General features: G+C 65.6%; 21 protein-coding genes. 11 read left to right on the top strand and 10 right to left on the bottom strand.

From position 1 onward, the window contains the following. Window positions 1-6 precede the first annotated feature (6 nt). From VJ673_RS20145 to VJ673_RS20100, 10 genes are all read right to left on the bottom strand, one after another. Window positions 7-429, bottom strand: coding sequence for an acyl-CoA thioesterase (locus VJ673_RS20145; RefSeq protein ID WP_324127955.1), 423 nt, complete (start codon window positions 427-429; stop codon window positions 7-9). A 9-nt stretch (window positions 430-438) separates the two neighbouring features. Next, window positions 439-1,209 carry an alpha/beta fold hydrolase gene (locus VJ673_RS20140; RefSeq protein WP_324127954.1) on the bottom strand — a complete coding sequence of 257 codons (771 nt, stop codon included), beginning with the start codon at window positions 1,207-1,209 and terminating at the stop codon, window positions 439-441. Continuing rightward, a complete protein-coding gene (locus tag VJ673_RS20135) occupies window positions 1,210-2,001 on the bottom strand; it encodes an ABC transporter ATP-binding protein (RefSeq protein WP_324127953.1) in 792 nt (263 codons plus the stop codon). After that, window positions 1,994-2,752, bottom strand: a complete 759-nt coding sequence (locus VJ673_RS20130) for an ABC transporter ATP-binding protein (RefSeq protein WP_324127952.1) — start codon at window positions 2,750-2,752, stop codon at window positions 1,994-1,996. The genes VJ673_RS20135 and VJ673_RS20130 overlap by 8 nt, the downstream gene beginning before the upstream one ends. Continuing rightward, entirely contained in the window at window positions 2,745-3,713 is a 969-nt protein-coding gene (locus VJ673_RS20125) for a branched-chain amino acid ABC transporter permease (RefSeq protein WP_324127951.1), read from the bottom strand. Before VJ673_RS20125 ends, VJ673_RS20130 begins: the two co-directional genes overlap by 8 nt. Window positions 3,714-3,726: 13 nt before the next feature. After that, window positions 3,727-4,593 (bottom strand): branched-chain amino acid ABC transporter permease, encoded by an 867-nt coding sequence (locus tag VJ673_RS20120; protein ID WP_324127950.1) that lies wholly within the window; start codon window positions 4,591-4,593, stop codon window positions 3,727-3,729. A gap of 78 nt (window positions 4,594-4,671) precedes the next feature. Then, window positions 4,672-5,826 carry an ABC transporter substrate-binding protein gene (locus tag VJ673_RS20115; protein WP_324128003.1) on the bottom strand — a complete coding sequence of 385 codons (1,155 nt, stop codon included), beginning with the start codon at window positions 5,824-5,826 and terminating at the stop codon, window positions 4,672-4,674. 86 nt (window positions 5,827-5,912) lie between these two features. After that, window positions 5,913-7,502 (bottom strand): benzoate-CoA ligase family protein, encoded by a 1,590-nt coding sequence (locus tag VJ673_RS20110; RefSeq protein WP_324127949.1) that lies wholly within the window; start codon window positions 7,500-7,502, stop codon window positions 5,913-5,915. A gap of 210 nt (window positions 7,503-7,712) precedes the next feature. Beyond that, window positions 7,713-8,180: a DUF4863 family protein gene (locus VJ673_RS20105; RefSeq protein WP_324127948.1), complete on the bottom strand. Its 468-nt coding sequence runs from the start codon at window positions 8,178-8,180 to the stop codon at window positions 7,713-7,715. 42 nt (window positions 8,181-8,222) lie between these two features. Further along, complete coding sequence (locus VJ673_RS20100) at window positions 8,223-9,800, bottom strand: 3,4-dehydroadipyl-CoA semialdehyde dehydrogenase (protein ID WP_324127947.1); 1,578 nt, start codon at window positions 9,798-9,800, stop codon at window positions 8,223-8,225. A 324-nt stretch (window positions 9,801-10,124) separates the two neighbouring features. Here VJ673_RS20100 and VJ673_RS20095 point away from each other — a divergent pair, with 324 nt between their 5' ends. From VJ673_RS20095 to trhP, 11 genes are all read left to right on the top strand, one after another. Beyond that, window positions 10,125-11,039 (top strand): helix-turn-helix transcriptional regulator, encoded by a 915-nt coding sequence (locus VJ673_RS20095; protein ID WP_324127946.1) that lies wholly within the window; start codon window positions 10,125-10,127, stop codon window positions 11,037-11,039. Window positions 11,040-11,073: 34 nt separating this feature from the next. Beyond that, complete coding sequence (gene boxC / locus VJ673_RS20090; RefSeq protein WP_324127945.1) at window positions 11,074-12,741, top strand: 2,3-epoxybenzoyl-CoA dihydrolase; 1,668 nt, start codon at window positions 11,074-11,076, stop codon at window positions 12,739-12,741. A gap of 145 nt (window positions 12,742-12,886) precedes the next feature. After that, a complete protein-coding gene (boxB, locus tag VJ673_RS20085) occupies window positions 12,887-14,308 on the top strand; it encodes a benzoyl-CoA 2,3-epoxidase subunit BoxB (protein WP_324127944.1) in 1,422 nt (473 codons plus the stop codon). A gap of 64 nt (window positions 14,309-14,372) precedes the next feature. After that, window positions 14,373-15,617, top strand: a complete 1,245-nt coding sequence (gene boxA / locus VJ673_RS20080; RefSeq protein ID WP_324127943.1) for a benzoyl-CoA 2,3-epoxidase subunit BoxA — start codon at window positions 14,373-14,375, stop codon at window positions 15,615-15,617. Between the two features lie 189 nt (window positions 15,618-15,806). After that, window positions 15,807-17,015, top strand: a complete 1,209-nt coding sequence (pcaF, locus tag VJ673_RS20075) for a 3-oxoadipyl-CoA thiolase (RefSeq protein ID WP_324127942.1) — start codon at window positions 15,807-15,809, stop codon at window positions 17,013-17,015. Between the two features lie 67 nt (window positions 17,016-17,082). Continuing rightward, window positions 17,083-17,664 carry a hemerythrin domain-containing protein gene (locus VJ673_RS20070; protein WP_324127941.1) on the top strand — a complete coding sequence of 194 codons (582 nt, stop codon included), beginning with the start codon at window positions 17,083-17,085 and terminating at the stop codon, window positions 17,662-17,664. Window positions 17,665-18,300: 636 nt separating this feature from the next. Next, window positions 18,301-20,169: a hypothetical protein gene (locus VJ673_RS20065; RefSeq protein WP_324127940.1), complete on the top strand. Its 1,869-nt coding sequence runs from the start codon at window positions 18,301-18,303 to the stop codon at window positions 20,167-20,169. A 304-nt stretch (window positions 20,170-20,473) separates the two neighbouring features. Continuing rightward, window positions 20,474-21,655 carry an FIST signal transduction protein gene (locus VJ673_RS20060; RefSeq protein ID WP_324127939.1) on the top strand — a complete coding sequence of 394 codons (1,182 nt, stop codon included), beginning with the start codon at window positions 20,474-20,476 and terminating at the stop codon, window positions 21,653-21,655. Between the two features lie 20 nt (window positions 21,656-21,675). Next, window positions 21,676-22,350: an esterase/lipase family protein gene (locus VJ673_RS20055; RefSeq protein ID WP_324127938.1), complete on the top strand. Its 675-nt coding sequence runs from the start codon at window positions 21,676-21,678 to the stop codon at window positions 22,348-22,350. A gap of 165 nt (window positions 22,351-22,515) precedes the next feature. Then, window positions 22,516-23,067, top strand: a complete 552-nt coding sequence (locus tag VJ673_RS20050) for a phasin family protein (protein ID WP_324127937.1) — start codon at window positions 22,516-22,518, stop codon at window positions 23,065-23,067. A gap of 179 nt (window positions 23,068-23,246) precedes the next feature. Beyond that, the gene (trhP, locus tag VJ673_RS20045; RefSeq protein WP_324127936.1) at window positions 23,247-24,629 is read left to right on the top strand and encodes a prephenate-dependent tRNA uridine(34) hydroxylase TrhP; all 1,383 of its coding nucleotides are present in this window, start codon (window positions 23,247-23,249) and stop codon (window positions 24,627-24,629) included. Window positions 24,630-24,635: the final 6 nt, after the last annotated feature.

The following is a 24,635-nucleotide window of genomic DNA, read 5'->3' as shown; positions in this document are numbered from 1 at the left end:
TCGGTTTCAGTCCTTGGGCGGCGCGAGATATCGGCTGAAGCGCTCGCGCCATTCGTCGTCGATCTGCATCGCGCGTGGCGCACCTTCGAGGTCCGCCCACACGACGGTCTGCAGCGCCTTGAAGCGCACCTTGCCGTCCTTTTCCGCGCTGATCGCGAGCTTCATCGAGCTGCCGCCGAGGCGTTCGATGCCGAGCGTGAAGGTCAGCTCGTCGCCATGCACGCTGGGCGCGAGGAAGTCGGCTTCGAGGTGGCGCATCGGCACGCCGCGGTGCATTTCCGCATGCAGCTTGTAGAAGTTGATACCGAGGCCTTCGTCGAACCAGTCCTCGACGAGCTCGTTGCACAGTACGAGGTACTGCGGATAGAAGACGATGCCGGCGGGGTCGCAGTGATGAAAGCGGATGAGTTTCTTGCGCTCGAAAAGCATGTTGGGGTCCTAGTCGAGGATGCGGGTGACGAATTCGCCGACGGCCTCGATCACCGCCTCGGGTTGGTCCTTGTGTGGCGAGTGGCGGCAGTCGGCGAGCTTGACCAGATCCACGTCGCGCCCGAGGGCGGCGACGCGGTCGATCTGGTCCATGGTGCCATATTCGTCGTCCTCTCCCTGGATCGCGAGCACCGGGCAGGCGATCTTGGGGACGTACTCCTCGACGTTCCACGCCCGGAAATCGGGGTGCAGCCAGATGTCGTTCCAGCCCCAGAACGCGGCCTCGACGTCGTGGTGGTACTTGCCGAGGCGCGCCGGCAGGTCGGTGGTTTGCCAAGCGATCTTGGCCTGGGCGATGCTTGTCACGGAGATGTCCTCGACGAGCACGTGCGGGGCCATCGCGATGACGCCGGTGAGTTTCACGTCGGTGCCGCCCGCGCAGATCAGCGCGATCGAGGCTCCGTCGGAATGGCCGAGAAGGATCGGGCGGTCGAGTTGCAGGGCGTCGAGGAGCGCTGGCAGCACCGTCAGGCCTTCGTCGTGCATGTAGCGCGTCGTGCGCGGCAGTTCGGCGGGATCGGAACGGCCGTAGCCCGCGCGCGAATAGACGATGGCTTCGCAGCCGGTCGCGTCGGCGACTTTCTGCGGGAAGTCGCGCCACATCGCGATCGAACCGAGCCCCTCGTGCAGGAACACGATCGCGGGCGCGCCCTCGCGCGGGTGGGCGGAAGGGAGGCGGACGTATTCGAGACGCTTGTCGCCGACCAGCACGTGCTTCATTCAGACCCCCAGGTGTTTCTTGATGAGCTCGGGATTATTGCGCACCTCCTCGCTCGGCCCGTCGAACACGACCTGGCCTTTTACGAGGATCATCGAGCGGTCCGTCAGGGCGGTGATCGCAGAGTGGTTCTTGTCGACGATCACCGTCGCGATGCCGCTGTCGCGAATCTCGCGGATCACGCGCCAGATTTCCCGCACGATCAGTGGCGCCAGACCTTCGGTCGCCTCGTCGAGGATCAGCAGGTCCGGGTTCGTCATCAGCGCGCGGCCGATCGTGAGCATCTGCTGCTCGCCACCCGAAAGCTGACCGCCGCCGTTCGTGAGTCGCTCGGACAGGCGCGGGAAAGTCGCCATCACGCGCTCGAAAGTCCAGTCACGCTGGCCTTCGACGCCGGCCCGTGCGGCCATCAGCAGGTTCTCCTTCACCGTGAGGTTCGGGAAGATGCCGCGGCCTTCGGGTACATAGGCGATGCCCAGCTTTGCGATCTTGTGCGTCGGCCCGCCCGTCATGCGCTGGCCGCGCACGAGCACCCCGCCCGCCTTGGGCGTCAGGAACCCCATCATCGTGCGGATCAGCGTGGTCTTGCCCATGCCGTTGCGGCCCATCAGCCCGAGCGCCTCGCCCTTGCGGATGTGGAAGTTCACGCCGTGCAGGATATGGCTGGAACCGTAGTAGGTGTGCAGGCCGATCGCTTCCAGCAGCAGCTCGCGCGTGTCGGCTGCGGCCGCCGCAGCGGCTGTGACGGCAGCGAGCAGCTCGTCGTTCAGTACCGGCATCGTCATGTCATTCATGCTCCGCCTCGTGTCCCAGATAGGCCTGCTGCACATCGGGGCTGTTGCGAATCTGCTCCGGCGAACCCGATTCCAATACCTGGCCGTTGACCATCACGGTGATACGGTCGGACACCGCGAACACCGCGTCCATGTCGTGCTCGACGAGCAGGATCGCGCGCGTCGTCTTCAAGCGGTTGAGCAGCGTGACCATCTGCGCGGATTCCTCCGACCCCATGCCGGCGAGCGGCTCGTCGAGCAGCAGCACCTCGGCGTCGGTCGCGAGCACCATCGCAATTTCGAGTTGGCGTTGCTCGCCATGCGACATCGTGCCGGCGACACGGTCCTCGCGCCCCGACAGGCCGGCCTCGGCGATCGCGGCGCGTGCACGTTCGACCGCTTCCGGCATCCGCAGTGCGTCAGTCAGGAGACTCCATGGACGAGGGCGGCGCGACTGGGCCGCGAGCCGGCAGTTTTCCAGCACCGTGAACTTCGGGAAGATGTTCGTGCGCTGGTAGCTGCGGCCGATGCCGATGCGCGAACGCTGGTAGGCCGTCAAAGCCGTGATGTCCTCGCCCTTGCAGCGAATCGTGCCTTCGGACGGCGGGAGGTCGCCCGACAGCATGTTGATGCAGGTCGATTTCCCCGCCCCGTTGGGCCCCAGCAATGCGTGCAGCACGCCGCGTTCGAGCTGGATATTGACGTTCTGGTTCGCCGTCAGGCCGCCGAAACGGCGCGTCATGCCCTCGGCGGATAGCAGGACTTCAGACATTGCTCTTTCCCCCGTTGAGGCGTGCCAGGATGCGGGCCGGCGTCGCGGCCATGCCGCCTGGCATGAAGAGCACCGCCGCGACGATCGTGAGGCCCATCAGCAGCTGCCAGTGCTTCGTGACGCCGGTGAAAATCTCCTGCAGACCGACCAGCGCCACCGCGCCGGCAATCGCCCCCGCGAGGTTGCCCATCCCGCCGAGGATCACCATCAGCAGCACGTCACCCGACTTGTGCCACGACAAGTACTCGGGCGTGACGAAGCCGAACAGTACCGCGTACAGGAAACCCGCGAGCCCCGCCAAGGCGCCGGCCAGCGTGAAGGCGGCGAGCTTGTAGCGGAAGGTCGCGTAGCCGAGCGAGAGCATGCGGTGCTCGTTGCTGCGGATCCCGACCAGCACGCGGCCGAAGGGGGAGCGCAGCACGAGCTTCAGCAGCGCATAGACGAAGAGCATCGCGCCGACGACGAAGTAGTACAGATGCAGCGGCTCGTTGAGGTCGAACGGCGCCCAGCCGGCGATCGCCGCGTCCGGCTTGAAATTGAGGTAGATGCCGTCGGAGCCGCCGCCCAGCGGCGTGTCGTGGAACACGTAGTAGGCCATCTGCGCGAAGGCGAGCGTCACCATGATGAAGTAGATGCCCTTGGTGCGGAGCACGAAGAGGCCGATCAGGAGAGCCACCAGCGCCGCTGCGCCGACGGAGGCAGGGAGTGCGAGCCACAGGTTCGCCGGATCGTACTTCGGTGTCAGCAGCGCCACCGCGTAGGCGGCGACACCAAAGTAGGCCGCATGGCCGAAAGACACCAGCCCGGTGAAGCCCACCAGCAGGTCGAGGCTCATCGCGAAGATCGCGAGGATCAGCACCTTCGCGATCAGTTCGCTGTAGAAGGTTGAACCGAAGGCCGGGAAGGCCAGCACGCCGGCCAGCACCGCGAGCTTGAAGATCGTGGATGTACGGGAATTCATCGTCTTCTTCCTCTCAAGCCTTCCTGAAGATGCCTTCCGGGCGCCACAGCAGCACGAGCGCCATCACGAGATAGACCATCAGCCCCGCGAGATCCGGCAGCAGCACTTTGCCGAAGGTGTCCGCGAAGCCGATCACGAGCGCCGCCACGAGCGCGCCCCACACCGAGCCGACGCCGCCGATCACGACGATCACGAAGGAAATGATCAACACGCTCGAACCCATGCCCGGATACACCGACGAAATCGGCGCCGCGAGCATGCCCGCGAGCGCCGCGAGCGCGACACCTAGCGCGAACACCGTGCGATACAGCAGGTTGATGTCGATGCCGAGCGCCTTGACCATGTCGCGGTCGTGGCTGCCGGCGCGGATCATCATGCCGAGGCGCGTCTTCTGGATCAGCCAGTACAGCCCGCCCGCGAGCGCGAGGCAGACGACCGAGATCACCAGCCGATACACCGGGTAGCTGAGGTTGTCGGAGAGCGGGATGGACGCCGAGAAGAGCTCCGGAATCGTCACGCCATGCACCTCGTCGCCGACCGCGAGGCTACGCAGCTCCTCGAAGATCAGGATCAGGCCATAGGTCAGCAGCACCTGCTCGAGGTGGTCGCGCTTGTAGAGATGCGAGAACAGCGCCCATTCGAGCAGCGCGCCGAACGCGAACGCGAGCGGGATGCCCAGCGCGATCGACAGCATCAGGTTGCCGGTCAGGCTGGTCAGCGCGAACGCGAGATAGGCACCCACCATGTAAAAGCTGCCGTGCGCGAGGTTGATGATGCCCATGATGCCGAACACCAGCGTCAGGCCGCTCGCGACCAGGAACAGCAGCAGGCCGTACTGCAGCGAGTTCAGCACCTGGATCAGGAAGGAAACGAAATCCATGAGTCTTCCCCTCCAGGCACCCTTTTTCGGGTGCCCGGATACGTATGGAATGAAGCGTGTGGAAGGACCTGCTAAGGCTTACATGCGGCAGCCGCGCGCCGGATCGGCGAGCCCTTTCTGCGCGACGCTGACGAGCTTGTTGTCGCGGCCTTCGACCTTGCGCAGGTAGATGTCCTGCACCGGGTTGTGCGCCTTCGACAGCGTGAAGGCGCCGCGCGGGCTGTCGATCTTCGCCGTCTCCATCGCCTTGGCGACGGCGTCCTTGTCGAACTTGCCGCCCTTCAGGCCGTCGAGGCCAGTCTTCAGCATCTGCGCGGCGTCGTAGCCCTGCACGGCATAGACGTCAGGCTGTGCCTTGTACGACAGCGCATAGGCTTTGCGGAAAGCCTGGTCCTTCGGGTTGGTCAGGTTGTCGGCGTAGTGCAGTGTCGTCAGCAAACCTTCGCCGGAGCCGCCCATCGCGTCGATCGTGCCGTCGGTGAGGAAGCCCGAACCGTAGAGCGGGATCGATTTCTTCAGGCCCGCCGCGTCGTAATCCTTGACGAATTTCACCGCGCCCCCGCCGGCGAAGAACACGAACACCGCGTCCGGCTTCAGCGAAGCGATCTCGGTCAGGAAGGGCTGGAACTCGACGTTCGGGAAGGGCAGATAAAGCTCCTTCGTGACCTTGCCGCCGGCCTTCTCGAAGGCTTCCTTGAAGCCCGCCACGGACTGCTCGCCGAATGAATACTTCCACGTCACCGTCACGACGTTCTTGTGGCCGCGCTCGGCGACGATCTTGCCCATCGCGTAGGCGGGCTGCCAAGCCGAGAAGGAGCTGCGGAACACGTTCGGCGCGCACAGCGGGCCGGTGAGTTCGTCGGCGCCGGCGTTGGGGATGATCAGCAGCGTCTTGGTGTCGCGCGCGACCTTCGCCATTGCGAGTGCGACGCCCGAATGCACCGTGCCGACGAGCACATCGACACTGTCGCGCTTGACGAGCTTCGATGCGTTCTCGGTCGCCTTCGACGGATCGGACTCGTCGTCGACGACGAAGTATTCGACCTCGTAGCCGCCGAGCTTGCCGCCCTGCTCCGCGACGTACTGCTTGAAGCCGTTGGTGATCGCGGTGCCGAGCGCGGCGTAGGTGCCGGTGTAGGGCAGCATCAGGCCGACCTTGATCTTCTCGGCGGCCTGCGCGGCCCCGAGCGGCACCAGCGCGCTGGCGATCACGCCGAGCGTCAGTTGCGTCATCGTGCGGCGAATCTGGGCTACTTTCATGGTTGTCTCCTCCACGGGATGGCTGGGGTCTCGCCCCTTGTATGTGTTCGGATGCCGGATCAGCGCGCCGCGAGCGCCCGCAGCTTGAATCTCTGGATCTTGCCGGTCGCGGTCTTCGGGAGTTCCTCGACGAACTCCATCCAGCGCGGATATTTGTAGGGGGCGAGATGGGCCTTCACGTGCGCCTTGATCTCCGCGGCGAGCGCGTCCGAGGGCTGGAAGCCGGATTTCAGGACGATGAATGCCTTGGGCTTGATCAGCCGCTCCTCGTCCTCGCAGCCGACGACGGCCGCTTCGAGGATCGCCGGGTGCTGGATCAGGCAGCCTTCGACTTCGATCGGCGAGACGTAGATGCCGCTGACCTTGAGCATGTCGTCGTTGCGCCCCGCATAGACGTAGTAGCCCTCGGCGTTGCGCGAGTACTTGTCGCCGCTGCGGGTCCAGGGCCCCTGGAAGGTCGCCCGTGTCTTTTCGCGGTTGTTCCAGTAGAGGGCGGCGCTCGATGGGCCCGAGATCTGCAGCTCGCCCGGCTCGTCCGCGCCTTCGACGACATTGCCTTCGTCGTCGATGAGGCGCACCTGGTAGCCGGGGACGGGCTTGCCGGTGGTGCCGTAATGCACGTCGCCGGGGCGGTTCGACAGGAAGATGTGCAGCATCTCGGTCGAGCCGATGCCGTCGAGGATCTCGACGCCGAAGCGTTCGGTCCAGCGCAGGCCGATCTCTTCGGGCAGCGCTTCGCCGGCGGAGGTGCACATGCGGATCGCGAGTTCCTCACGACGCGGGCAGTCGGCGTCGGCAAGCATCGAGGCGTAGAGGGTCGGCACGCCGTAGAAGATCGTCGGGCGGTGCTCGCGCAGGCGCTTGAAGGCGGCGGCAGGCGTGGGGCGCTCTGCCATCAGGATCGCGGTGGCGCCGACCGACAGCGGGAAGGTGAGGCCGTTGCCGAGGCCGTAGGCGAAGAAGAGTTTCGCGGCGGAGAAGACGACGTCGTCTTCGCGGATGCCGAGGATGGGCTTGGCGTAGAGTTCGGCGGTGTGGATGAGGCTGCCTTGGAGATGCACCGTGCCTTTCGGCGCGCCGGTGGAGCCGGAGGAGTAGAGCCAGAAACAGGGGTCGTCGCAGGTGGTGGCGACGGCTTGGAACTTGTCGGAGGCTTTGTCCATCAAGGCGCCGAGCGCGTCCGGCCCCTCGCCGCCCGCGACGATGATGCGTTCGAGGGATTCGATCTTGCCGAGGAAGGGGGCGAAGGTGTCGTACAGCGGCGCGGAGACGACAGCGACTCGGGCGCGGCTGTCGGTGAGCATGTATTCGTAGTCGGACGGCGTGAGCAGGGTGTTCACTGCGATCGGGACGACGCCAGCTTTGATCGCGCCGAGGAAGACGGTCGGGAAGTCGATCGTGTCCTGCACGCACATCAGGATGCGTTGTTCGCGCGCAATCCCGAGATTGCCGAGCACGTTGGCGAAGCGATTCACGCTCGCGGCGAGTTCGTCGTAGCTGTAGCGGCCCTGGTCGTCGATGTAGGCGGTCTTGGCGCCGCGCCCCGCGTCGAGGTTGCGGCCGATGAGGTCATCCGCGGCGTTGTACTGGCGCGGCAGGGTGATGGTCGGCGGACTGGTGCTATGGTCCGCTGCACTCAGGGTGGTCATTCCGTGCTCCTCCGTTTTTCCGGCTGGTGGCCGGGGGTCTCGCTTGCCGGTCTTGATGCCGGCGCTGTTCGTTCGTTTGTTGCTTCAAACCCGCCCCCGTCACGGGGTATTCCGCGCCTCGTTGGCGCAAGCGGACGCCTCGGCACGAAATACCCCGCGCCGGGGGCTGCGCCGTGCCACTCTGGACTGCCGTGCTACTGCTGCGCTCCCCTATTGCCGCGTGAAATAGATCGAACCCTTCGGCAGCAGGTAGAGCACGTAGGCGCGTCCGTCGGTGACGGTCGGCCGGTGTGCGCTGCCCGGTCCATACACGAACCACCCTGCCCCATGGCCGTCGAACTTCGCGTCGCCTTCGAGCGGCATGATCATGTCGATCTCACCATTGGGATGGGAGTGATGCGGGCCGACGACGTCCTTCATCTCGACGACATCGACGCTGAAGTCGTGGATTGCGTCACAGGGGGCGATGACGCGACCGAACTTAATGCCGCCGTGCTCGCGGTCGCACATCCAGCCGCCAGCGACCGCTTCCTTGCAGGCGGCGGCGATGGCCTGGAATTCAGGGCCGGTCGCCGGGAAGCGCTCGTTGAGGAAGGCCGCGAGCTGGGCATCGAGCGGATGACCGGCGATTTCCTTCGTGACATTGGCGATCAGTGCCTGGAATTTCTCTGGGGTCATGATCTGGTTCTCCGTCGGGGTCGGGGATGCTTTTCTTGTCGTTCAGGCGCCGAGCAGCGCGGCGTCGGCGGCGTCGCGTGACAGGGCTTCGAGCAGCGCGGGGCCACCCTGGACGACGCAGCGGCGGTGATACATCGCCAGCCCGCGCAGTCCGCCGAGCTCTTCGCCGCCGCCAGCGCGGCCCGGTCCGCCGTGCAGACAGCTCGGCATCACGTTGCCGTGGCCGGTATGGTTGGCGCCGACCGCCGCATCGACGACCATCACGCGGCCGTGCAGATCGGCGATGGCCGGGACGAGTTCGGCGAGGAAGGCCGTGTCGCCGGAATACACCGACGCGACGAGCGAGCCTTGGCCGCGGCGGGCGAGCGCGATTGCGTCGGCGGCGTCGGCGTAGGGAACGACGGTCGCAACCGGGCCGAAGACCTCCACGTCGTGGACGTGGCGCGCATTGATCCCCTTGTCGCAGAAGAGCAGCGTCGGCTGGACGAAGGCGGAAACGGCGGGGTCAGCATCGACAGGCGCAAAGTCCGCGCCGCCGCCAAACACGACTTCGCATTCTTCCTTGAGCTTCGCGAGTCCCTCGAAGGCCGCCGCCTGCTGGGCTTTGCTCACGAGCGGACCGACGCGCACGCCTTCGCTGCGGGGATTGCCGACCTTGAAGCCGGCGAGCTTGCCACCGACGGCGTCCGCCAGCGCCCGGGCGACCGCAGCCGGCGCGAGGATGCGGCGGATCGCAGTGCATTTCTGACCGGTCTTGATCGTCATCTCACGGACGACCTCCTTCACCGCGAGATCGAACTCCGGCGTGCCCGGCTGGGCGTCCGGCCCGAGGATTGCGGAATTGACGCTGTCCGCCTCGACGTTGATGCGCACCGAGCGCGCAACGACATTCGGATGCGTCCTCATGCGCGCCGCGGTGTCGGCCGAGCCGGTGAAGGACACGAGGTCGCATTCGGTGACGTGGTCCAGCAACTCGCGAGCCGAGCCGCAGACGATCGAGATCGCGCCAGGCGGCAGGATGCCCGCCGCGACGACGTCCTCGACCATACGTTGCGCGAGCCAGGCGGTCGGGGTCGCGGGCTTCACGAACACCGGCACGCCCGCGAGGAGCGCCGGCGCCGCCTTCTCCCACAGGCCCCAAGCGGGGAAGTTGAAGGCGTTGATGAACACCGCGACACCGGTGAGCGGCATCAGGAAGTGCTGGCCCTGGAAGACCTCGGTCTTCGCGAGCGGCACGCGGGCGCCTTCCTTCAGGTGACGCGCGGCGCCCAGGGCCTTGCCGGCACGCGCATAGCTTTTCAGCATGAAAATCGCGCCATCGACATCGAAGCCCGCATCGCCTTCGGTCGCGCCGGAGTTGCGCAGCGAGATGTCGAAGTAGTCGGCGCGCTTCGCGGTCAGTACTTCGGCGATCGCGCCGAGCATCGCGGCGCGTGCCTCGTAAGTCTGCGCCCGCAGCGCGGTGCCTCCTTCGCGGCGCGCGAAGTCGAGTGCGCGGGCGAGATCGATGCCCTCGGAGGACACCCTTACCAGCGCTTCGCCGGTGACGGGGTCGGTCAGCGCGATACCTTCTCCTGCGCCTTCGACCCACTGCCCGTATACATAGTTGGCGAGCTTCACTTTGTCTCCTCTCTCTGTTGTTTGCCTGCCCGGTCTGGTGCCGGATCAGTGCATTCCAACGGACGCTGGGGGCGCCCTTGTGGACATAGAATACACCCGCAAAATACTTCGTCAAGCATTTTACTGCATTGATTTCTGATCTCCGTGCGATCAACTGCAGTTTTCACCGCATATATCTATGCGGACCCCGACCTTAATGAACTTTTACTGCATCTAATTTTAGGTCTCGCTCGACTAAAACTGCACTTTAGGTGTTGACGTATCGAAATCACTGCACTATTGTTCAACTCAACGAATGCAGTTCGCTGCAGAAAAGGAAGCAAGATGAATCACAAATCCGACATCGATCTCGCGCAGGAAGCCGCCCAGCCGGCGGCGGAAAGCACGAACGCGGCCGAAAGCGGCAATATTCTGCCGACGCTCGGCAAGCGTGTCCGCGAGCTACGCGACCGTCGCGGCATGACGAGGAAGCTCGTCGCCCGCGAGGCCGGCGTGTCGGAACGCCATCTCGCTCACCTGGAAGCGGGCGACGGCAACGTGTCGATCGTGCTGCTCGACAACATCGCCCGCGCACTCAATGTGTCGCTCGTCGAGCTGCTCGCGCCGGAAGCCGAGGACACGGTCGAGAAGCGCCTGATCCGCCGCTTCCTCGAGCGCCTGCCGCAGAACCGCCTCGAAGAAGTCGTGTTCCGCCTGATGCGCGACTTCGGCCACGAAGAGGCCGTGCGCCGCAAGCGCATCGCACTGATCGGCCTGCGCGGCGCGGGCAAGACGACCCTCGGCAAGCGCCTCGCGCAGGAAGAAGGCATGCCCTTCATCGAACTCGACCGCGAGATCGAGAAGGAAACCGGTATCCCCGCGCGTGAAATCTTTTCGCTGTACGGCCAGTCGGGCTACCGCCGCATCGAAAAGCGCACGCTCGACCGCGTGCTGCGCGACAACCCGCGTGCGGTGATCTCGATTGGCGGCGGCGTCGTGTCGCAGCCCGAGAGCTTCGAGCTGCTGCTCGGCCAGTGCATGACGGTGTGGGTCAAGGCGGCACCGGAAGAACACATGGCTCGCGTGCTGTCACAGGGCGACCTGCGGCCGATGGCGGGCAACGACGAGGCGATGGAGGACCTCAAGCGCATCCTCGAGGCGCGCTTGCCGCTCTACGCCAAAGCCGACACCGCGCTCGACACCACGGGCGAGACCGTCGAACAGAGTTTCACCAAGTTGCGCCAGCTCGTGATGGGCTGAGCTCAAACAACAGAGAGAGAAGAGGAGACAGACAATGGAAGCAGTCGCGAAGAAGCCGGTGGCCGAATTGGTCGATTACCGCACGGAGCCGTCGAAGTACCGTCACTGGTCGCTCGCGACCGACGGCGAGATCGCCACGCTGACGCTCAACATCGACGAGGACGGCGGCATCCGCCCGGGCTACAAGCTGAAGCTCAACTCCTACGACCTCGGCGTCGACATCGAGCTCCACGACGCCCTTCAGCGCGTGCGCTTCGAGCATCCGGAAGTGCGCACCGTCGTCGTCACCTCGGGCAAGCCGAAGATCTTCTGTTCCGGCGCCAACATCTACATGCTGGGCCTCTCGACCCACGCGTGGAAGGTGAACTTCTGCAAGTTCACGAACGAGACGCGCAACGGCATCGAGGATTCCAGCCAGCACTCGGGCCTCAAGTTCCTCGCCGCCTGCAACGGCACGACCGCCGGCGGCGGCTACGAGCTGGCGCTGGCCTGCGACGAGATCGTGCTGGTCGACGACCGCAACTCCTCCGTGTCGCTGCCCGAAGTGCCGCTGCTGGGCGTGCTGCCCGGCACCGGCGGCCTCACCCGCGTCACCGACAAGCGCCGCGTGCGCCGCGACCACGCCGACATCTTCTGCACCATCTCCGAAGGCGTGCGCGGCAACCGCGCCAAGGACTGGCGCCTGGTCGACGACGTCGTCAAGCAGCAGCAGTTCGCCGAGCACATCCAGGCCCGCGCGAAGGAACTCGCCGCACAGTCGGACCGTCCCGCGAACGCCAAGGGCGTGGCCCTCACCCGCCTCGAACGCACCACCGACGCGACGGGCTACCACTACGAATTTGTCGATGCGACCATCGACGCCGACGGCCGCACCGTGACCCTGACCGTGCGCGCCCCGTCCGCCGTCACCGCAAAGACCGCCGCCGAGATCGAAGCCCAGGGCATCAAGTGGTGGCCGCTGCAGATGGCACGCGAACTCGACGACGCGATCCTGAATCTGCGCACCAACCACCTCGACGTCGGCCTGTGGCAGCTGCGCACCGAGGGCGACGCCCAGACGGTGCTCGACATCGACGCGACGATCGACGCCAACCGCGACAACTGGTTCGTCCGCGAGACGATCGGCATGCTCCGCCGCACCCTCGCCCGCATCGACGTCTCGTCGCGCAGCCTCTACGCGCTCATCGAGCCGGGCTCCTGCTTCGCCGGCACGCTGCTCGAAATCGCGCTCGCTGCCGACCGCAGCTACATGCTCGACACCACGGAAGCCAAGAACGTCGTCGGCCTCTCCGCGATGAACTTCGGCCCCTTCCCGATGGTGAATGGCCTCTCGCGCATCGCCGCCCGCTTCTACCAGGAAGAAGGCCCGATCGCCGCCGTCAAGGCGAAGGAAGGCAGCCTGCTCTCGCCCGCCGAGGCGATGGAGCTCGGCCTCGTCACCGCGATCCCCGACGACCTCGACTGGGCCGACGAGATCCGCATCGCGATCGAGGAACGCGCAGCGCTCTCGCCCGACGCGCTGACCGGCCTCGAAGCGAATCTCCGCTTCGGCCCCGTCGAGACGATGAACACCCGCATCTTCGGCCGCCTGTCCGCGTGGCAGAACTGGATCTTCAACCGCCCGAACGCCGTCGGCGAAAACGGCGCGCTGAAGCTCTTCGGCTCCGGCAAGAAGGCGCAATTCGACTGGAACCGCGTGTAAGACAAACGAATCGCTCCCGCGCCGCGCGGCAGGCCGTCCCGCTGCCGTTGCAGCCGGCGCCCTGGCGCGGACGGGAGCCCGCAGCAAAAGCGAGGCACGTCGCCCCCGAAGGCGCGGCCCACCCCCAAATCGGAGGAGTACAGAGATGATCAACTACAGCGAACGCATCCCCAACAACGTCAACCTCAACGAAAACAAGACCCTTCAGCGCGCCCTCGAACAATGGCAGCCGTCCTTCCTGAACTGGTGGGACGACATGGGCCCGGAGAACTCGACCAACTACGAGGTCTACCTGCGCACCGCCGTCAGCGTCGATCCGAAGGGCTGGGCCGATTTCGGCCACGTCAAGATGCGCGACTACCGCTGGGGCATCTTCCTCGCGCCGCAGGAAGGCGAGAAGAAGATCACCTTCGGCGAGCACAAGGGCCAGGACGTGTGGCAGGAAGTCCCGGGCGAATACCGCTCGACCCTGCGGCGCATCATCGTGACTCAAGGCGACACCGAGCCCGCATCGGTCGAGCAGCAACGCCACCTCGGCCTCACCGCCCCGTCGCTGTATGACCTCCGCAACCTCTTCCAGGTGAACGTCGAGGAAGGCCGCCACCTGTGGGCGATGGTCTACCTGCTGCACGCCCACTTCGGCCGCGACGGCCGCGAGGAAGGCGAAGCGCTGCTCGAACGCCGTTCGGGCGACGAGGACAATCCCCGCATCCTCACCGCATTCAACGAGAAGACGCCCGACTGGCTCTCCTTCTTCATGTTCACCTTCATCACCGACCGCGACGGCAAATACCAGCTCGCCTCGCTTGCCGAATCGGCCTTCGACCCGCTCGCCCGCACCTGCAAGTTCATGCTCACCGAGGAAGCGCACCACCTCTTCGTCGGCGAATCGGGTGTGGCCCGCGTGATCCAGCGCACCTGCGAAGTGATGAAGGAACTCGGCACCGACGACCCCGTGAAGCTGCGCGCGGCCGGCGTCATCGACCTGCCGACGCTGCAAAAGTACCTCAACTTCCACTACAGCGTCACGAGCGACCTCTACGGCGCCGAAGTCTCCTCGAACGCCGCCACCTACTACACGAACGGCCTCAAGGGCCGCTTCGAGGAAGAGAAGATCGCCGACGACCACAAGCTGCAGGACTCGGACTACGAAGTCATGGATGTGTCCGGCGACAAGATCGGCAGCCGCAAGGTCGCCGCACTGTCCGCACTGAACGAACGCCTGCGCGACGACTGGATCGCCGACGTGCAGGCGGGCATCGACCGCTGGAACCGCATCCCGGCGAAGTTCGGCTTCGACTTCCGCTTCACGCTGCCGCACAAGGGCTTCCACCGCCGCATCGGCATGTTCGCCGACCTGCACATCAGCCCCGACGGCCGCCTGATCTCCGAAGCCGAATGGGCGCAGCAGGAAAAGCACTGGCTGCCGACCGACAGCGACCGCCTGTACGTGCATTCGCTGATGGGCAAGTGCCTCGAACCGGGCAAGTTCGCGAACTGGATCGCGGCCCCGGGACGCGGCATCAACAACCAGCCCGTCAATTTCGAGTACGTGCGTTTTAACTGATACCAAAGAGAAGAACGGGAGCGGGCACCCGCCCGCCTCCCGTCCCCCGTGGAGAGAGACCGCCATGAACGCGCCCGCAGAGCACGCCGCCATCGCCCGCCAGCACCTCATCGACCCCGAGATCTGCATCCGCTGCAACACCTGCGAGGAGATCTGCCCGGTCGATGCGATCACCCACGACAGCCGCAACTACGTCGTCAAGTTCGACGCCTGCAACGGCTGCCTCGCGTGCATCTCGCCCTGTCCGACGGGCGCGATCGACTCCTGGCGCAACGTCGAGCAGGCCACGCCGCACAGCCTCGCCGACCAGTATTCCTGGGACTACCTGCCCGACACGACCGAGCTCGACCAACTCGACGCGAAAGTCATGGGCGCGGAAGAGCTTCCGGCAGAGGTGCAGCAGATCACCGAAGTCGCGACCGCCGGCCAGGGCGGCCCGGCGCTCGCCCCGTGGTCCGCGTCCCACCCCTACGTCAACATCTACACGCCGGCCGCCCCCATCACCGCGACCGTCACCGGCAACTATCGCCTCACCGCCGAGGACGCCTCCAGCGACATCCACCACATCGTGCTCGACTTCGGCACGACGCCCTTCCCGGTGCTCGAAGGCCAGTCGATCGGCATCATCCCCCCTGGCACCGACGCCAACGGCAAGCCGCATCTGCTGCGCATGTATTCCGTCGCGAGCCCGCGCGAAGGCGAGCGCCCGCACTACAACAACCTCGCGCTGACCGTGAAGCGGGTCGTCGAGGACCACGAAGGCCAGCCCGCACGCGGCGTCGCCTCGAACTACGTGTGCGACCTCAAGAAAGGCGACAAGGTGCAGGTCACCGGCCCCTACGGCTCGACCTACCTGATGCCCAACCATCCCGGCTCGTCGATCATGATGATCTGTACCGGCACCGGGTCCGCCCCGATGCGCGCGATGACCGAACGGCGCCGCCGTCGCATGGACCGCAAGGAAGGTGGCGAACTCGTGCTCTTCTTCGGCGCCCGCGCCCCGGAGGAACTCCCCTACTTCGGCCCGCTGCAGAAGCTCCCGAAGGACTTCATCGACATCAACTTCGCCTTCTCGCGCGTACCGGGCGAGCCCAAGCGCTACGTGCAGGACGCGATCCGCGAACGCGCCGACAAGGTCTTCCAGATGCTGCAGGAGGACAACTGCTACATCTACATCTGCGGCCTCAAGGGCATGGAAGCGGGCGTCCTCGAAGCCTTCCGCGACATCTGCCGCGCCAAGGGCGCCGATTGGGACACGCTGCGCCCGCAGCTCCTCGCGAAGGCGCGCTTCCACGTCGAAACGTATTGAAGACCAATCCGGCAATCGAATACCTCCGTTCGCCGCGCGCCTGTCCAAGGGCGCTGGCAGGCGTTCGAGGTCTTTGATTGCCGAATGAACCGTAGGGCGGAAAAGCGCAGCGCCTTCCCCCGTACGCGACGCGCGGAAATGACCACACCCGAACCGGCAACCTCGCTTTCATCCTTCAGGACTCATTTGATGCCCCGCCACGTCTACATCTGCGACGCCATCCGCACCCCCTTCGGCCGCTACGGCGGCACGCTCTCGTCGGTGCGCGCCGACGACCTCGCGGCGCTGCCGATCAAGGCCCTCATCGCCCGTAACGCCACCGTCGACTGGGCGGCGATCGACGACGTCATCTACGGCTGCGCCAACCAGGCGGGCGAAGACAATCGCAACGTGGCGCGGATGGCGGCACTGCTCGGGGGCCTGCCCGTCGACGTGCCCGGCAGCACGGTCAACCGCCTGTGCGGCTCCAGCCTCGACGCCATCGGCATCGCCGCGCGCGCGATCGCTTCCGGCGAGACGGAGTTGATGATCGCTGGCGGCGTCGAAAGCATGAGCCGCGCGCCCTTCGTCCTGGCCAAAGCCGACTCCGCCTTCTCCCGCAGCGCAAAGATCGAAGACACGACGATCGGCTGGCGCTTCGTCAATCCCTTGATGAAGGCCCAGCACGGCATCGACTCGATGCCCGAAACCGCCGAGAACGTCGCGACCGATTTCAATGTCAGCCGCGCCGACCAGGACGCCTTCGCCCTGCGCAGCCAGCAACGCTGGGCCGCCGCCGCCGAGCGCGGCTTTTTCGCCCGCGAGATCGTGCCCGTCGACATCCCGCGCAAGAAAGGCGAGCCGATCCGCTTCGCCGCCGACGAGCACCCGCGCCCTGAGACGACGCTCGAGGCGCTCGCGAAACTGAAGGGCGTCGTACGTCCCGACGGTAGCGTCACCGCCGGCAATGCCTCGGGCGTCAACGACGGCGCCTGCGCGCTGTTGCTCGCGTCCGAAGACGCCGTGCGCCGCTTCAATCTGACGCCGCGCGCCCGCGTCCTCGGCACGGCGGCGGCCGGCGTGCCGCCGCGCATCATGGGCATCGGCCCCGCCCCCGCGACGCAGAAACTCCTCGCCCGCCTCGGCATGCAGATCGCGCAGTTCGACACCGTCGAACTCAACGAAGCCTTCGCCGCACAGGGCCTCGCGGTGCTGCGCCAACTGGGCCTGCCCGACGACGGCGAGCACGTGAACCCCAACGGCGGCGCCATCGCGATCGGCCATCCGCTCGGCGCCTCCGGCGCGCGCCTCGTCACCACCGCGCTCAACCAGCTCGAAACGACGGGCGGCCGCTTCGGCCTCGCGACGATGTGCATCGGCGTCGGCCAGGGCATCGCACTCGCGATCGAACGGATGTAAAAAGCCGCACCACCGCCGCCACAACCACGACAATAGAGCACAGCCGACGCAGCACGGGAGACAAGACGTGAAACCGGAAGCCATCCAGATCATCCGCGATGAGCACCTCGCAATCAGCGCCGTGCTCTACTCGCTGCGCTACCTCGTCAAGGAAATGAGGAAGGGCGCGGCGCCCAATTTCCCGCTGCTGCGCGCGATCCTCGACTACATCGTCTCCTACCCCGACCGCTGGCATCACCCGAAGGAAGACAAATACCTCTTCGCCGCGGTCAAGAAGCGCACCCGCGACGCCGACGGCCTGATCGGGCGGCTCGAACGCGAGCACGAGATGGGCTACCCGATGGTCGAGGACCTCAAGCGCCAGCTGGTGGCCTTCCAAGGTGGCGACACGGCCGCGGGCGAAGCCTTCTTCGACGCGGCGGACCGCTACGCCGAACTCGAATGGCAGCACCTTCGCACCGAGGAAGAGGTGTTCATGCCGATCGCCGAGCGCGTGCTCTCGCCCGAAGACTGGGCCGAGATCGCCACGGCATTCCGCGAAAACGACAACCCGCTCTTCGGCATCAAGCCCAAGGACGAGGCCGAAACGCTCTACCGCCGCATCCTGAGCCTCGCGCCCGCGCCGATCGGTTTCGGCAAGGCGGACTGACCCCCGCCGCTCCCACTCACGCGACGGGACCCGCTCCCGCGCTTCTCACGCACTTCCCACGCACGCCTCAGCGGCCTCGCCCTGGCCTGCGCGGGCCAGTCCAACGGCATCCGACGTAGGCCGCACGCCTTAACCAAATTCCAACGCCATCTTGATGCCGATGGCTTGGCCCCTATTTCCCCGGCACTCTGCACCGACTCGCCCGCTAGGCGTAAAAGTACCGCTCTCCAGGCCTATGCCGCCGCTGTGCGGTCGTATACCGCTCAAGCATTTGCGTCAGATCCCCTCTCCGGTCGATCGTCTTGCCGCCCGGCAAGTCCGGTGCAGTCACGGCCCCAATACACGCGATCACAATCTCTTTAGCATATGCAAATCGCCGACAACATTGTCATTTTTATTGCATTTGAGTAGCATTCGTCGCCTTGAAGCACCTCAAACAGTAGCTCAGCAAGCAAAACGGCAGGACAGCAAGCGAGTCCGGAAACGCCTTGCTCGTCGCGCTGCCGCAATAACCGGGCGAAAGGCCGAGCGCATGACATAAGAGTTGCATCGCAGCGCCGAACGACATGACGCCAAGATGCACGCATCGTACGAACAGTCCGCTTAACCATCTGTAACGAAAGGGCGAATCAATCCATGGCAATTCTGACCGGCTCGAAGAAGAACGACACCCTCAACGGTGGCACCACCGACGACCAGCTCTATGGCCGCCAGGGCAACGACGTACTCAATGGCGGCGACGGCAACGACCTGTTGTTTGGCGAAGCCGGTAGCGACTCGCTCAACGGCGGTATGGGCAATGATTATCTCGACGGCGGCACCGGCGCTGACACCATGGCCGGCGGTTCCGGAAACGACATCTACGTCATCGACAACATCGCTGATATCGTCACCGAACTCGCAAACGAAGGCACGGATACCGTCCAAAGCAGCATCAGCTATACGCTCGGCAACAACCTCGAAAACCTCGTCCTGACGGGCACCGGCAACCTGTCCGGCACCGGCAACGCGCTGGCGAATGAGTTATATGGCAACGACGATAACAACACGCTAAATGGCCTGGCGGGCGCCGACACAATGGTTGGGGGCGATGGTGACGATACCTACGTAGTCGACAACGTTGGCGACGTCGTCATCGAGAACACCGGCGAAGGCACCGACACCGTCCAGAGCAGTGTGAGCTACACCCTCGGTGCCAACGTCGAGAACCTCACGCTCATCAGCTACACCGGGGCGATCAACGGCACCGGCAATGCGCTCAATAACGTCATCAACGGCAACGACTCGGGCAACATCCTCGATGGCGCCGCCGGCGCCGACACCCTCACCGGAGGCTCCGGCAGCGACACTTACATCGTCGATAACGCGGGCGATATCGTCATCGAGGCTGCCTACGACGGACTCGACTCCGTCATCAGCTCCGTCAGCTATACGCTCGCCGCCAACGTCGAGAACCTGACCTTGGTCGGCTCAAGTCTGACCGGCACCGGCAACACGCTGAACAATGTCTTTACGATCAGCGACGCCAGCAACACGATCGTCGATGTCGCCGGCGGCGGCACCGACACCGTCCAGAGTTCAGTGAGCTACACGCTCGCTGTCGGCAGCAACGTCGAGAACCTCACGCTAACCGGCTCGGCCGCGATCAACGCCACCGGCAACGAGCTCGCCAACGTCCTCACCGGCAACAGCGCGGTCAATACCCTGACCGGTGGTCTGGGCAATGACACCTATGCCGTGAGCACGGGCGACGTCGTCATCGAGAACACCGGCGAAGGCACCGACACCGTCCAAAGCAATGTGAGCTACACCCTCGGCGCCAACGTCGAGAACCTCACGCTCATCAGCTACACCGGGGCGATCAACGGCACCGGCAATGCGCTCAATAACGTCATCAACGGCAACGACTCGGGCAACATCCTCGATGGCGCCGCCGGTGCCGACACCCTCACCGGTGGCTCCGGCAGCGACACTTACATCGTCGATAACGCGGGCGATATCGTCATCGAGGCTGCCTACGACGGACTCGACTCCGTCATCAGCTCCGTCAGCTATACGCTCGCCGCCAACGTCGAGAACCTGACCTTGGTCGGAACGGCGACCATCAATGGCATCGGCAACGCTGAAGCGAATACGCTGGCCGGTAATGCCAGCAACAACGTTCTGACAGGCGGCAGCGGTAATGACGTCTTCCGGTTCGAGACGGCGCTCAACGCCAGCACGAACCTGGACACCATCACCGACTTCGCGACAGGCGTAGACCACATCCAACTGGAAAATGCGATTTTCACGTCGCTCACCAACACCGGTACATTGAATGCAGATTGGTTCATCGGCGGTGCCGGCGTCACTGCCGCCGCCGACGCCAACGACTATCTGATCTACAACAGCACGACCGGAGCGCTGTACTACGATCAGGACGGCAACGGCGCCGGCCAGGCGGTCCAGTTCGCAACGCTGTCGGGCAGCCCGTCCCTGTCAGCGTCGGACTTCCTGATCAGCTGACGATCCTGCGAGCAGGCGGGGAAATATCACCTCGCCTGCAGTGCAGGCAATCGCTTACGTAGACGCGCCGGGGTGTTTGTCCGGCGCGTTTTTTTCGCATCCCGGCCGACGATGCCTCCCAATCCTCCGCGCCCCGGTCGTACGGGGCCACACCACCAGCGCAGACGTACGCAGTCGCAAGAGACCATGATCCGGGCATCTGGTTTGCTTCGGGCATCGCATCCGCGCAGTTTTTTTGGCGCCCCTCAAAACGCGCCGCCCGCGCGCCTGTCCAACAGGCGGTGCCCCTGACGGAGTATTGGACATGTCCCCAGCCTCCTTCGTGCTTGCCCACGCGGCCAATTCCGACTGGAAGTTCGCGCTCACCCGCGCACGCGACCAGTTGCAGTCGCAGATCGCCGAACGCCACTCACGCCACCCCGATGCACGGCCCTTCACCCTCGGCTGGTGCTATCTCGGCGACTACTACGCCGACGAGGCCGAAGCCATTCTGTCCGCGCTGCAAGCCGAATTCCCGGACGTGTCCTGGGTCGGCGCGAGCGCGCTAGGGGTGTCGGCGACCGGCGTCGAGTACTTCGACGAGCCCGCCCTGGTGCTGATGCTGGCCCCGCTGCCGCGCACTGCCTTCCGCCTCTTTTCCGGCCTGCAGCCGCTGCCCATGCACCCGACGGACTTTCCCGCCCACACGGCCCTCGTCCACGCCGAAGGCAGCACGCCAGACCTGCAGGAGCTGCTGCAGGAACTCGCCGTCCGCACGACGACCGGCTACCTCTTCGGCGGCCTGTCATCGGCCCGCAACCGCACACTGCATATCGCCGACCACGTGCTCAGCGGCGGACTGTCCGGTGTCGCCTTCGGACCGGAGGTCGACCTGATTTCGCGCGTCACGCAAGGCTGTCAGCCGATCGGCACGATCCGGACGATCACCGGCAGCGAAGACAATTACGTGCTGCGCCTCGACGGCCGCCCGGCGCTCGCCTGCCTGCTCGACGACCTCGGTCTCGACACGGAACTGCCGACCGAGGAGATGCTCGAAGCGCTGTCCGGCACGTTGGTTGGCCTCAGCACCGGCACCGGCGATGTAGCCGCCGGCGCGGGCCAGTTCGGTCCCGACACGCTCGTGCGCCACCTGATCGGCGTCGATCCGCAAAACCAGGTGCTCGCGATCGGCGACGAAGTGACAGAAGGCATGCATCTCGCGTTCTGCACGCGCGACGCCCAGGCCGCCCGCGCCGATCTCGTGCGCATCGCACTCGAAGTGCGCACCGAACTCGCCGGCAGCGGCAAAGCCATCGCCGGCGCGCTCTACGTCAGCTGCTCCGGGCGCGGCGGCCCGCACTTCGGCGGCCCGCACGCCGAACTGCAGACCGTACGGGACGTACTCGGCGACGTCCCGCTCGCCGGTTTCTTCGCCGCCGGCGAAATCGCGCGCGACCATCTCTACGGCTACACCGGCGTGCTGACCGCCTTCGCCATGCCCGAGTGATCGCACTAAGCTCTCCCAACATGAACGCACGCCCCGAATCCGTTGTCCTCGTGCATGGGCTGTGGATGCACGGCCTCGTTCTGACGCCGCTGCGGCGCCGGCTCGCGGCTGCCGGCTTCGACGCGCATACCTGGTCCTACCCCTCGGTCACGCGCAGGCTCGCGACCAACGCTCAGGCCTTCGCCGGCTACCTGGCAGGGATCGACGCCGAAACGGTGCACCTCGTTGGCCACAGCCTCGGCGGGCTGATCATCCTCTGCGCACTGCAGCGGCGCCCCGACCCGCGCGTACGCCGCATCGTGCTGATGGGCTCGCCCTACAGCGGCTCGCGCGGCGCGACCGACCTGCTGCGCGTGCCGGGTCTGTCTCTTCTCGTCGGCCCCTCGGTCCAGGACTGGCTTGCCGGCCCGCCCGTGCCCTGCCCGCCCGGCGTCGACATCGGCGTGATCGCCGGCACGCATGCGCTCGGCCTCGTGGGCACGCTGGTCCGCCTTGAATCACCTAACGACGGCATTGTCACCGTCGCCGAAACCTTCTGTCCGGCCGCCTGCGATGCGGTGACAGTGCACGCTAATCATTCCGGCATGCTCTTTTCCCGCCCCTGCGCCGACCAAGTCGTGAACTTCCTCCGCACCGGTGCGTTTGCCCGCGAAGTCCCGACGGCACAGGATTTCCGGCCCACTGAGCGCACTTAGAAACGCCACGGCGTGCCCCCCGGGTCAGGCATTTTGTGCACCGCACAATAAAATTCTTGACTCGAATCTCATCCTGACTACAATGCAATTGTGCAGCGCAGCAAAACACCGTCACCCTCGACGGAAATTACTGACGATCAAAGATTCACCCCAGGAGAGAACGCCATGACCATCACGCCCGACACCCTCGCCGCTTCCATCAAGAGCGCCCTTGCCACTTCGGAAACTGCCGCCCTCAGCGGCTTCGAGGCTGCCGAACGTCTGGCCGCCCTGAACCTCAACACCGCCCGCTCGCTGTTCGAAGACGGCATCGCCGCCGTGCGCGCGCTGACCGCCGCCAAGACCCCGAACGACCTCGTTGCCCTGCAGACTGCACTGGTGCAACCGGCCGCCGAAAAGGCCATGACCTACTTCCGCAGCAGTTATGAAATCGTCGCGCAAGGCGTTGAAGAAGCGATCAAGCCCTTCGAAGCCCAGTACGCCGAACTCAACAAGGCCGTCGCCGAAGCGCTCGAGAAGGCTGCGAAGTCGGCTCCGGTCGGCTCCGAAGTCGCCGTCGCCGCCGTGCAATCGGCCATCGCCGCCGCGAACTCGGCCTACGACAACCTGAACAAGGCAACCCGCAAGGTCGTCGCGATCACGGAAGCCAACGTCGCCGCGACCGCCAAGGCCGCCGCGCAGGCCGTCACGCCGCCCACCGCGAAGAAGACTGCCTGATCAGCTCGCAAACTCGGCGCGGGGCCCCGCCCCGTCCGATGCAGCTGTCGTTTCGGCGCCTCCGGGCGCCGAAACCTTTTGTACCGGCGGATACCCACCCCGCGCGACGGCCCCTAGCGCGCCGCCCCGATTTGCGTCACGCTTGCCGCCCCGGCAAACCATCGCCCGCGACAACAACGATGACCTCCCCCCGACGCCCCGACGCTCAACGCTCCACCCCCGAACTCCTCGCCCCCGCCGGCTCGCTGCAGATGATGCGCACCGCCTTCGCCTACGGGGCGGACGCCGTCTACGCCGGCCAGCCGCGCTATTCGCTGCGCGTGAGGAACAACAGCTTCGGCAAGCTCGAAGCGCTCGAAGCCGGCATCAACGAGGCCCACGCCGCCGGCAAGGCCTTCTACCTTGTCAGCAACATCTACCCGCACAACAGCAAGGTGCGGACCTTCGTCGAGGACATGGCCCCCGTCGTGGCCCTCAAACCCGACGCGCTCATCATGGCCGACCCGGGCCTCATCATGATGGTCCGCGAAACCTGGCCGGACGTGGAGGTGCACCTGTCGGTGCAGGCCAACACGACGAACTACGCCGCGGTGCGCTTCTGGCAGTCGGTGGGTATCAAGCGCATCATCTTGTCGCGCGAACTCTCGCTCGACGAGATCGAGGACATCCGCCAGGCCTGTCCGGACATGGAACTCGAAGTCTTTGTGCACGGCGCGCTGTGCGTCGCCTATTCGGGCCGCTGCCTGCTGTCGGGCTACTTCAATCACCGCGACCCCAACCAGGGCACCTGCACCAACTCCTGCCGCTGGGACTACAAGGTCCATGATGCGAACGAGGACGGCGCCGGCGACCTGCGCCGCTGCGGCAGTGAGGGCGGGCAAGACGGCACGGCCAAGGCGCTCGGCGGCGGCGAACGCCACGAGGCCGGCCAGCGCGTCTATCTGCTCGAGGAAGGCACTCGTCCTGGCGAACTGATGCCGATCGAAGAAGACGAGCACGGCACCTACATCCTCAACTCGAAGGACCTGCGCGCGGTCGAGCACGTGGAGCGGTTGGTGAAGATTGGCATCGACTCGCTGAAGATCGAAGGCCGCACGAAGAGCCCCTACTACGTCGCTCGGGCGAGCCAGGGCTATCGCCGCGCGATCGACGACGCGATGGCAGGCCGCCCCTTCGACATGCGGCTGCTGGGCGAACTCGAAGGCCTTGCGAACCGCGGCTACACGGACGGTTTCTACCAACGTCACCACACGCCCGAACACCAGAACTACCTGCGCGGCCACTCCGAATCGGGCCGCGGGCTGCTCGTCGGCGAACTGCTGGAAGTCGATGCGGCGACGGGCTTTGCCCACGTCGAGGTCAAGAACGGGTTCGGCATCGGCGACCGGCTCGAATTCATCCAGCCGGCCGGCAATGTCGTCGCGCCGCTTGAAGCGCTTGAAGACGCCGACCGCCGGCCCATCGCACGCATCCCCGGCGCCGGCAAGCGCGTCTGGGTCAAGCTGCCGGAAGGCCTGCGTCCCCCGGCCGGCGAGCCCTGCTTCATCGCGCGGATGCTGTAATTCCGC

Origin of the sequence: Aromatoleum sp., assembly GCF_035254505.1 — a bacterium.
Classification (GTDB): Bacteria; Pseudomonadota; Gammaproteobacteria; order Burkholderiales; family Rhodocyclaceae; genus Aromatoleum.
The sequence above is the reverse complement of the archived record's forward strand: the minus strand, read 5'-3'. Positions and strand labels throughout refer to the sequence as shown.